The following is a 457-nucleotide window of genomic DNA, read 5'->3' on the forward strand; positions in this document are numbered from 1 at the left end:
TTCTCGTCGAAGAGCTTCTCGACGAGTGGTCGCCATTGCTCGGCCCCAGACGACTTGTCGTACGGGACATCGCCTCCGCCTCCGATGCTCTGGGACTTACCGCGGATCATCCGCAACGCAGCCTCAGACATTTTGTCGTACAACGCCAGCGGTACTTGGCCGAACAGTCCCAGCCCATCGTAAGTCGGGATCTGAGACCGCAATGCCTTGACTGGCGCCTCAAAAAGGTTTGCCGCCATGTTTCGGCCGCTGTTCACAACTGCGCCGCCAAGGTCTTTGACGCGGTCCCACAGCGATTTCTTCTGGTCCTCCGACAGTTCCCCGAGCGGCATCGAGTTCGCCCAGTGAACGTGATCGAAGTGCCCTGGGAGGTCACCGGCGTAGACCTGGTTCGCAAGCTGGTTCTGGTCAGTGATGGACTGCCCGCCCACGTTGTACACCAGCGGTCCGGGACCAT

The 457-nt window shown here is 60.4% G+C and carries 1 protein-coding gene; it reads right to left on the reverse strand.

All coding sequences use genetic code 11. The annotated features are described in order from the left end of the window. Positions 1 to 440: hypothetical protein (locus tag AC3XQU_RS22930; protein WP_489876463.1), on the reverse strand; the 440-nt coding region annotated here is incomplete at its 3' end. Positions 441 to 457 lie beyond the last annotated feature (17 nt).

It is taken from the genome of Telluria sp. AZSoR62, from assembly GCF_058111565.1.